This window comes from Mesorhizobium sp. M2A.F.Ca.ET.042.01.1.1 (assembly GCF_003997405.1).
Taxonomy (GTDB): domain Bacteria; phylum Pseudomonadota; class Alphaproteobacteria; order Rhizobiales; family Rhizobiaceae; genus Mesorhizobium.
Map to the genome: position 1 here is coordinate 1 of NZ_RZRX01000651.1, position 457 is coordinate 457.

The 457-nt window shown below is 66.1% G+C and carries 1 protein-coding gene; it reads left to right on the top strand.

Annotated elements, in window-relative coordinates:
* A partial coding sequence (locus tag EOA23_RS35380; protein ID WP_189341855.1) for a hydantoinase B/oxoprolinase family protein occupies positions 1 to 393 on the top strand: 393 nt, incomplete at its 5' end.
* Between the last annotated feature and the right edge of the window lie 64 nt (positions 394 to 457).

Here is a 457-nt window from a genome sequence, read left to right on the forward strand (position 1 = left end):
GCGGTGCACACGCACATGACCAATTCGCGGCTGACCGATCCGGAAATCCTCGAACTGCGTTTCCCGGTGGTGCTGGAGGATTTTCACATCTGCGAGGGATCGGGCGGCCGTGGCCGCTGGCACGCCGGCGACGGCACCAGCCGGACCATCCGATTCCGCGAAGGGATGAACTGTGCCATCCTTTCCGGCCATCGCAAGGTGGCGCCGTTCGGCCTTAAGGGCGGCGATGCCGGGCAGAAGGGCCGCAACCTGGTCCGCAGGCTCAATGGCGGCATCGAGGAGCTGGCAGGATGCGCTGAAACAATCCTGGCGGTCGGCGAGGCGATCACCATCGTCACGCCGACCGGCGGCGGTTTCGGCGGAGCTCCGCCGTCACGACCAAAAACCCGGTGAGACTTCGCTGGCGGCCTGCCTGAAATTGACGGCTGGATCTGCGACGCGGGTTCAGCACCTGCCG